This is a genomic window from Micromonospora globispora, assembly GCF_003857015.1.
GTDB lineage: Bacteria > Actinomycetota > Actinomycetes > Mycobacteriales > Micromonosporaceae > Micromonospora > Micromonospora globispora.
Map to the genome: position 1 here is coordinate 1 of NZ_QGGF01000068.1, position 8,773 is coordinate 8,773.

Consider the following 8,773-nt stretch of genomic DNA (forward strand, 5'->3'; position numbering starts at 1 on the left):
CACCGGCATGAGCCAACACCACCCGCTCCTGCCGGGGCGTGAGGTCCAACGCGAACCGGTACGACTGCATCACACTCAACCGCTCCCGGTCCGCCACACCCAGCACGGTAAACACCCGGTACGACATTCACCCGCAACCACGAACGCCACAACAACCACGGCACCGCACTGACCGGGGGCGGAAGACGGGGCGATCGGCTCTACGCCGCAGGGCACTTCCGGCGTCAGACTGAGTCATGACACCTCAGCGCGTACCACTGCTCGCCAGTCTGGTCGTGCTGCTCGCGGCGGCCGCCTGTACGACCGGCCGGGACGACGCGGCCTCCGCGCCGTCGGCGGCACCCGCGCCCAGCGCGACCACCGCCGGCCCGGCACCCGCCAGCACCGCACCGGCCGGCACCTCATCCGCCACCCCGCAACCCCCGGTCACCCCGAGCCAGGCCGCGGGGGACTGGCGGGTGACGTACGGCTGGGCCGTGCCCGCCGCACCGGCCCGGGTGACGCACACCGTCACGGTGCCGGTCACCCCGGCACCGGGGGAGCCGCTGCCCGTCCTGGTCCAGATCCAGGTCGGTGACCACCCGTCCGAGGGCTTCAGCCGGATAACCTTCGCCTTCCGCGGCCCGGCCCCGAGCTACGAGATCGGCTACGTCTCGCGCGTCGAGTCCGACGGCAGCGGCGCGCCGGTGAGTCTGCCCGGCAACGCGTTCCTCTCGGTGCGCTTCAACCCGGCTCAGGGGCACGACAGCAGCGGCCGCAGCACGGTGAGCGCGCCCGCGCGGACCATCGGCTACCCCACGCTGCGCGGCTGGGCTCCCGCCGGCGACTTCGAGGGGTACCTCAGCTTCGGCCTCGGGGTGCAGACCACGGGCAGCCGGCTGCCGGTGCGACTCGCGGAGTCGACCCGGCCGGACGGCACCCACGTCGTCTCGGTCGACGTGCGGCGGAGCTGACCCGGGACCGGACCGACCGCGCCGACCGTGGGCCGGCGCGGTCGGATCGGGCGTGTCTCAGGAAACCTCGCCCCGGACGATGGCCACCGCCACCCGGCAGAACTCGTTCATGTCCGGGTTGAAACCGGCGGCGATGTCCGGGTGCAGGCCGGCGCGGGTCTCGTCGAGCAGCCGACGGCAGACCTCCTCGACGGGCTCACCCGCGTAGCTGCCGCGGACGCGCTCGATGGCCGCCTGCAAAGCCGAGGTCAGCTGATCCTCCAGCGGGCCGCGCAGCTTCTGCTGCACGGGATCGAGCCCGCTCGGGTCGAGCGTGACATGTGGCTCCGACATCGGCGCTCCCTTCGTCGGCGTCCGCGGTACCCCACCGCGGCCGTCGGTCAAACCACGGTGGGTACGGCGGCCACCCGGATCTGGTACGAGAAGTCCTCCGCCGCCTCCTCGACGTACGACAGCCGGCGGATCTGCCGATCGTCGGTGAACAGGGCGACGTCGACCAGGACGCCGAGGTGGGCCAGCCCGATGTTGGCCACCCGCTTCTTGTCCTGCAGTACGGCGCAGACCCCGCCGAGCAGGGTGCTGGCGTCGGCGGTGCGGTGCCCCGGCGGGCTGCGCAGGATCACGTCCACCTCGACCGGGCCGGCGAGCGGGGTCCAGCCGGTGCGCTGGGCCGCCTCGCAGGCCGCTTGGAGCAGGGCGCGAACCCGCGTCGCCTGCCGGTGCCCGGCGGCGAAGATGGACAGGGCCTCGGTCTTGACCGGGGGCAGGCCGCTCACCTCGAACGTCAGGGCGAGAGCGCGGGTGTCCTGCACGACGGCACCTCCTTGTGGGGACGATCCTGCCCAACCGGTGGATCTGCAGAGGTGACTTCGCGCGAGAACCAACCGATCGGACGGGCTGGGGTCGGCCGGAGGCGTATCGACATCGACGGCGACGCGCTGGCTGCGGAGCTACCGAAACGCTAGTCGACCGCGCGGACCCTGGGTAGCCTCGCCGTTCACTGGCTGGGACGCGGCGGGAATGCGCAGAACTCGTTGCCCTCCGGGTCGGCGAGCACCCACCAGGAGATCCGGTCGTCGGGCTCGCGCAGCAGGGTGGCGCCGGCGGAGATCAGCGCGGTCGCGTCCGGTCCGGTCAGGTCGACGTCCCAGTGCACCCGGTTCTTCACCCGCTTGCGCTCCGGCACCGGGTCGAAGACCCAGTAGTCCCACGGGAAGCCGGCCGCACCGACCACCGAGGCGACGCCTTCCTCGGTCTCCACCCGCCCGCCGACCACGCCGGCCCACCAGGTGGCTTGGGCGACCGGGTCGGCGGTGTCCACCACCAGCTCGAAGACGCCGGGCCGCTTACCCTCGCGGGGCGGGAACGCGCAGAACTGGTTGCCGTCCGGGTCGGCCAGCACCCACCAGCTGATCTCCGCGTCCGGTTCGCGGACCAGCCGGGCGCCGGCGGCCAGCAGCGCCTCCGGGTCCGGGTCGGCGAGCCGCAGGTCCAGGTGGACGCGGGTCTTGCCGGTGCGCGGCTCGGGCACCGTGTTGACCCACACCGACTCGGCCTTCGAGCGGGCCGGGCGGGGACCGACCCGGGTGTCGCCGTCGCCGGTGTCGACCAGCTCCCCGTCGAGGATGGCGGCCCAGAAGGCGCCGAGCCGGTGGGCGTCGGCGGCGTCCATGCAGAGATCCTTGAAGCGCGCGATCATCCGGCCATCATGCCGCCCCGGTGCGACACCCCGGCACCGCCGGTGGCCCGGTCAGCGGCGGCCGCGCTTGAGCTCGTGGAAGGTGGGCAGGCGGAGCAGCGGCAGCAGGGAGTCCCAGATCGTCAGGGCGTCCTCGGTGCCGGGCACCTCGGTCAGGATCGGGCCGTGGATGCCGCGCTGGGCACCGGGGACCATCAGCACCGGCGAGCCTATGTCCGGGCCCGCCGAGGCGTACGACAGGGCGTGCGACTCGCGTACCTGCTGGTCCCAGCGCTCGTCGTCGAGGGCCGGCGCCGCCTCCTCGAGGCCCGCCGCCTCGACGGCCGCGGTCACGATCTTGTCGGAGAGCGGGTTGCCGGCGTCGTGGCTGCGAGTGCCCAGTTCCGCATAGAGGCGGGCGATGTCGTCGTGGCGTCCCTCGGCCCGCAGCGCCTCCACCAGCCGCAGTGCCCGGCCCGAGGCGGCCAGCGACTCGGCGTACTGCGGGGCGATGTTGCCCTCGCTGAGGATGGCCAGGCTGAACGCCCGCCATTCGATGCTCAGCCCCCGGGCCTCGGCGACGGCGACCAGCCAGCGCGAGGTACGCCAGGTCCACGGGCAGGCGGGATCGAAGAAGAAGGTGGCGTCCATCCGCCGAGGGTAAGCGCGGCCCAGCGGTGCCGCAGCGCGGTGATCCGCCGCACAGCCCCTGTCGCTCTCGTCTTGTGACGGACAGGTTTCGCAGCGTCGCCGGTCGGGCACTGTTGGCGCACGAAACGCCCGGGGCCGGGCGGATTTGCCGCACTTAGCGCCCCGACCGTCTCGCCGTGCGCCGGGGCACGGGTGACTCTCCCCGGCTCTCGCCGAAGAAAGGGGGAGGGCGATGACGACAGACCCCGGTGCGGCCGCGGGCCGGCGGCGACCACGATTCCGTGCGGCGGCGGCAGCCGCCGCACTGACGTTGCTGGCGCCGCTCGCGGCGTGCGGGTCCGGCGGAGACGGCGGTACGCCCACGATCAACCTGTACTACCCGCCGGAGCAGAACCTGCAGAAGGTCGTCGACGACTGCAACACGCAGGCCCAGGGGCGTTACAAGATCGTCTATTCGGTGCTGCCGCGCGAGGCTGACGAGCAGCGGGTGCAGATGGTGCGCCGGCTGGCCGCGCAGGACAGCGGGATGGACGTGCTCGGCCTCGACGTGACCTGGACCCAGGAGTTCGCCAGCGCGCACTGGATCCGGGAGTGGACCGGGCAGGACAAGGCGGAGGCGGAGCAGGGCACCCTCGCCGGCCCGCTGGACACCGCGCGCTACGACGGCAAGCTCTACGCCGCGCCGAAGAACACCAACGTGCAGCTCCTCTGGTACCGCACCGACCTGGTGCAGCAGCCGCCGAAGACCTGGGACGAGATGATCTCCGCGGCCCAGGAGCTGAAGCAGCAGGGCAAGCCGTACCAGGTGCTCACCATGGGCGCCCAGTACGAGGGTCTGGTCGTCCTCTACAACACCCTGGCCGAGAGCGCCGGCGGGAAGATCCTCAGCGACGACGGCAAGAAGGCCGTCATGGACGAGGGCACCGTCAAGGCCCTCGACCAGCTCAAGAAGTTCGCCACGTCGGGCGTGACCTCGCCGTCGTTCAGCAACGCCAAGGAGGACCCGGTCCGGCTGGAGTTCCAGTCCGGCACCGGCGCCTTCGAGGTCAACTGGCCGTTCGTCTACCCGGCCATGCAGGAGGCGGCCCCGGACCTGGCGAAGAAGGTCAAGTGGGCCCGGGTGCCGGGGATCGACGCGAGCACCCCGAGCAAGGTCACCATCGGCGGCGTCAACATGGCGGTCAGCACCTACTCCAAGCACCCGGCCGAGTCCTTCGAGGCGGCCACGTGCATCCGCAACGCCGAACACCAGAAGTTCTCCGCGGTCAACGACGGCGTGCCGCCGACCATCGAGAAGGTCTACGACGACCCGGAGATGGACAAGGCGTACCCGATGAAGGAGACCATCCTCGACGAGCTCAAGGAGCCGGCGGTCCGGCCGCTGACCCCGGCCTACCAGAGCATCTCCACGGTCATGTCGGCGATCCTGTCGCCGCCGTCGGCGATCCAGCCCGAGCAGTCGGCAAACGAGCTGCGTGACGCCATCGCCGACGCCCTCGAGTCGAAGGGGGTCCTCCCGTGAGCGAGCGTAGCGAGCGAACCGAACGGCTCAGCGCCATGGAGGCTCATGGCGTCGCCGACCGAAGGGAGGCGACGTCATGAGCATCAACGCCACCCCGGCGGGTGCAGAGGTCACTGCGGAGGCCGAACGCCCCGGCGGCCGGCACGCCGCGGTCCCGGCTCAGCGGGCCGGCCGTCGGGCCAGGACGCCGCTGAGCGAGAACAAGCGGGCCGAACGCCGGCTCGGCTGGCTGCTCTGCGCGCCGGCCGCGCTGGTCATGGTCCTGGTCACCGCGTACCCGATCATCTACTCGGTGTGGCTGTCGTTGCAGCGCTTCGACCTGCGCTTCCCCGACCAGCGCGAGTTCATCGGGCTGGAGAACTACGCCACCGTGCTGACCAACCAGTTCTGGTGGACCGCGTTCGGGGTGACCGCGTTGATCACCGTGGTCACGGTCGCGATCGAGCTGGTGCTCGGCATGGCCCTGGCGCTGCTCATGCACCGCACGCTGGTCGGCCGGGGCATCGTCCGCACCGCGGCGCTGATCCCGTACGGCATCGTGACGGTCGTCGCGGCCTTCTCCTGGCGGTACGCCTGGACGCCCGGCACCGGCTACCTGGCGAACCTCTTCGACGGCAGCGCACCGCTGACCGAGCGGGCCAGCTCGCTGGCGATCATCATGCTGGCGGAGATCTGGAAGACCACCCCGTTCATGGCGCTGCTGCTGATGGCCGGCCTGGCCCTGGTCCCGGAGGACCTGCTCAAGGCCGCCTCCACCGACGGCGCCACCGCGTGGCAGCGGTTCACCAAGGTGATGCTGCCGGTGATGAAGCCGGCGATCCTGGTCGCTCTGCTGTTTCGCACCCTGGACGCGTTCCGGGTCTTCGACAACATCTTCGTGCTGACTGCGGGCGGCAACGAGACCTCGTCGGTGTCGATGCTCGCCTACAACAACCTGATCCGGGGTCTGAACCTCGGCATCGGCTCGACGATGTCGGTGCTGATCTTCCTCACCGTGGCGATCATCGCCTTCGTCTTCGTGAAGCTGTTCGGTACCGCTGCCCCCGGCAGCGACGATGGGGAGAGGCGCTGAGATGGCCACCGAAACCACCACGCGGGCGAAGCTGCGCTGGGGTCTGCTGGACGTCATCGTCGTCGTCTTCGCGTTCATCCCGGTGCTCTGGATCGCCTCGCTGTCGTTCAAGACGCCGGCCACGCTCGCCGACGGGAAGTTCTGGCCCCGGGAGTGGACGCTGGACAACTACCGGACGATCTTCGCCACCGACCAGTTCATCCGGGCCCTGGTCAACTCGATCGGCATCGCGCTGATCGCCACCCTGGTCGCGGTGGTCCTTGGTGCGATGGCCGCGTACGCGATCTCTCGGCTGGATTTCCCCGGCAAGAAGCTGCTGGTCGGCGTCTCCCTGCTGATCGCGATGTTCCCGCAGGTGTCGCTGGTGTCGCCGCTGTTCGAGATCGAGCGGCAGCTCGGCCTCTTCGACACCTGGCCGGGGCTGATCCTGCCGTACATCACCTTCGCCCTGCCGCTGGCGATCTACACGCTGTCGGCGTTCTTCAAGCAGATCCCGTGGGACCTGGAGAAGGCGGCGAAGATGGACGGCGCCACCCAGGGTCAGGCATTCCGGCGGGTCATCGCCCCGCTGGCCGCGCCGGGGCTGTTCACCACGGCGATCCTGGTCTTCATCTTCTGCTGGAACGACTTCCTCTTCGCCATCTCGCTGACCTCCACCGAGCGTTCCCGCACGGTGCCGGCCGCGCTGTCGTTCTTCACCGGCGCGTCGCAGTTCGAGGACCCCACCGGGGCGATCTGCGCCGCCGCCGTGGTGATCACCATTCCGATCATCCTGTTCGTGCTCTTCTTCCAGCGCCGCATCGTTTCCGGCCTGACCTCCGGCGCAGTCAAGGGATAGGTGGTAGTCGTGGCTGACATCGTGCTCGACAAGGTGAGCAAGCGGTACCCGGACGGGACCGTGGCGGTGCAGGACGTCGATCTGGAGATCGCCGACGGCGAGTTCGTGATCCTGGTCGGCCCCTCCGGCTGCGGGAAGTCCACCACTCTCAACATGATCGCCGGGCTGGAGGACATCAGCTCCGGTGAGCTGCGGATCGCGGGGGAGCGGGTCAACGACAAGGCTCCCCGGGACCGGGACATCGCGATGGTGTTCCAGTCGTACGCGCTCTACCCGAACATGACCGTCCGGGAGAACATGGCGTTCCCGCTCCGGCTGGCCAAGGTCGACAAGGAGACGATCGACTCCAAGGTCGAGGAGGCGGCGAAGGTCCTGGAGCTGACCCCGCTGCTGGACCGCAAGCCGGCCAACCTCTCCGGTGGCCAGCGTCAGCGGGTGGCCATGGGTCGGGCGATCGTCCGGCAGCCCAAGGCGTTCCTCATGGACGAGCCGCTGTCCAACCTGGACGCCAAGCTGCGGGTGCAGATGCGCACCGTGGTCTCCCGGCTGCAGAAGCAGCTCGGCACCACCACCGTCTACGTCACCCACGACCAGACCGAGGCGATGACCCTCGGCGACCGGGTGGTCATCATGCGGGGCGGCGCGGTGCAGCAGGTCGGCCCGCCGCAGGAGCTCTACGACCACCCGCGCAACCTCTTCGTCGCCGGCTTCATCGGCTCCCCGTCGATGAACTTCCTGCACGCCGCCGTCGAGGACGGCAAGCTGCGGACGGCGCTGGGCGACGTGCCGATCGGCGAGCGGCTCCGCCGCCAGCTCGACGGGGCCGACGCGCCCCGCGAGCTGATCCTCGGCATCCGCCCCGAGCACTTCGAGGACGCCGGACTGGTCGACGACGACACCCGCCGCCGGGGCATGGAGTTCGAGGCGCCGGTGGAGATCGTCGAGTCGATGGGCTCGGACAAGTACGTCTACTTCACGGTGGAGGGGGAGCGGGCCAGCGCCGCCGAACTGGAGGAGCTGGCCGCCGACGCGGGCGCGGCCGACTTCACCGGTACGGGCGCCAGCCTGGTCACCCGGCTCTCCGCCGAGTCGCCGGTGCGGGAGGGGGAGAACCGGCGGGTCTGGTTCAACCTCGAGAAGATCCACCTGTTCGACCCGTCCACCGGGCGGAACCTGACCCTGCACGAGGGCCGGGCGTCCGGCGCCCTCGCCGACTGACCCAGGTGCACGGCCGCGGGGACCGGTGGGTGACCACCGGTCCCCGCGGCCGTTGCCGGGCCAATGCCGGCCGGTGTCCCTACCCCGCCTGCCCCGGGGACTCGCGGGTCACCAGGTGAACCGCAGGGGCAGGCCGAGGAAGCGGCCGTACGCCTCGAACGCGGCCTCGGTCCGCTTGCGGTCCGCCGCCCGGAACGGGACCAGTGGCGTCACCGCCACCGTCACCCGGGTCTTTCCGATGGTGCGTTTCCAGGTGCCGACCACCCGCCCGCCGCGTACCACGGTGGCCTGGAAGACTCCGTTGCCGCCGGGGATCACGGCCTGCTGGTGCGCCGGGTCGAGCATCAGCGCGCGGTCCTTGAAGCCGAGCAGATACTCGTCGAAGCCGGGCAGCACGTGCAGGTCGTCGACCGGCTCGCGAGGGGCGTCGAGCAGGGCGGCGTCGACCACCGCCGGCACACCCTCCACCCGTACGGTGGCGAGGGCGTCGCCGGCCACGGTGATGCCACGCCGGGCGTCCGTGACGGTCAACCCCGTCCACCGGGCCAAGTCCTGGACGGTGGTGGGCCCGTGGCTGCGGAAGTAGCGCAGGGCCAGGATGCCGAGCGCCTCGTCGCGCTCCGGCCGGCGCGGGTCGGGCACCCACTCCTCCAGCAGGGCGAAGGTCTGCTCGGTGCCGACGTGCGGGGCGATGCAGGTGACGCCGCGCTGGCTGGCGTACCAGAGCAGGTGGTAGCCGCGTTGCCCGGCGGTGGCGACGGTGGCCGCGTTGAGCGCGGCCAGCACGGCGCGGGCGACCCGGGCGGCGCCGGCCAGCGCCGCGCCGAGCACGTCCGCCGCC

At 71.1% G+C, this 8,773-nt stretch carries 10 protein-coding genes; 5 read left to right on the forward strand and 5 right to left on the reverse strand.

Annotated features, from left to right (window positions below):
• Positions 1 to 236: 236 nt before the first annotated feature.
• The gene (locus DKL51_RS02220) at positions 237 to 953 is read left to right on the forward strand and encodes an AMIN-like domain-containing (lipo)protein (RefSeq protein ID WP_109945823.1); all 717 of its coding nucleotides are present in this window, start codon (positions 237 to 239) and stop codon (positions 951 to 953) included.
• Positions 954 to 1,010: 57 nt separating this feature from the next.
• Here DKL51_RS02220 and DKL51_RS02225 read toward each other — a convergent pair whose 3' ends face one another.
• The 4 genes from DKL51_RS02225 to DKL51_RS02240 form a co-directional block, all read right to left on the reverse strand.
• On the reverse strand, positions 1,011 to 1,286 hold the full coding sequence (locus DKL51_RS02225; protein ID WP_109945822.1) for a hypothetical protein: 276 nt from the start codon (positions 1,284 to 1,286) through the stop codon (positions 1,011 to 1,013).
• A 47-nt stretch (positions 1,287 to 1,333) separates the two neighbouring features.
• The gene (locus DKL51_RS02230) at positions 1,334 to 1,765 is read right to left on the reverse strand and encodes a RusA family crossover junction endodeoxyribonuclease (RefSeq protein ID WP_109945821.1); all 432 of its coding nucleotides are present in this window, start codon (positions 1,763 to 1,765) and stop codon (positions 1,334 to 1,336) included.
• 185 nt (positions 1,766 to 1,950) lie between these two features.
• Positions 1,951 to 2,652 (reverse strand): VOC family protein, encoded by a 702-nt coding sequence (locus tag DKL51_RS02235; RefSeq protein WP_109964649.1) that lies wholly within the window; start codon positions 2,650 to 2,652, stop codon positions 1,951 to 1,953.
• 51 nt (positions 2,653 to 2,703) lie between these two features.
• Positions 2,704 to 3,282, reverse strand: coding sequence for a mycothiol-dependent nitroreductase Rv2466c family protein (locus tag DKL51_RS02240; RefSeq protein WP_109964650.1), 579 nt, complete (start codon positions 3,280 to 3,282; stop codon positions 2,704 to 2,706).
• Positions 3,283 to 3,514: 232 nt separating this feature from the next.
• Here DKL51_RS02240 and DKL51_RS02245 point away from each other — a divergent pair, with 232 nt between their 5' ends.
• The 4 genes from DKL51_RS02245 to DKL51_RS02260 all read left to right on the forward strand — a co-directional run bounded on the left by DKL51_RS02245 (position 3,515) and on the right by DKL51_RS02260 (position 7,932).
• Positions 3,515 to 4,804 carry an ABC transporter substrate-binding protein gene (locus tag DKL51_RS02245; protein WP_109964651.1) on the forward strand — a complete coding sequence of 430 codons (1,290 nt, stop codon included), beginning with the start codon at positions 3,515 to 3,517 and terminating at the stop codon, positions 4,802 to 4,804.
• A gap of 76 nt (positions 4,805 to 4,880) precedes the next feature.
• Entirely contained in the window at positions 4,881 to 5,876 is a 996-nt protein-coding gene (locus DKL51_RS02250; RefSeq protein WP_109945817.1) for a carbohydrate ABC transporter permease, read from the forward strand.
• 1 nt (position 5,877) lies between these two features.
• Positions 5,878 to 6,714, forward strand: a complete 837-nt coding sequence (locus tag DKL51_RS02255; RefSeq protein WP_109945816.1) for a carbohydrate ABC transporter permease — start codon at positions 5,878 to 5,880, stop codon at positions 6,712 to 6,714.
• A 9-nt stretch (positions 6,715 to 6,723) separates the two neighbouring features.
• Positions 6,724 to 7,932, forward strand: a complete 1,209-nt coding sequence (locus DKL51_RS02260) for an ABC transporter ATP-binding protein (protein WP_109964652.1) — start codon at positions 6,724 to 6,726, stop codon at positions 7,930 to 7,932.
• 108 nt (positions 7,933 to 8,040) lie between these two features.
• Here DKL51_RS02260 and DKL51_RS02265 read toward each other — a convergent pair.
• Positions 8,041 to 8,773: winged helix DNA-binding domain-containing protein (locus DKL51_RS02265; protein ID WP_148097707.1), on the reverse strand; the 733-nt coding region annotated here is incomplete at its 5' end.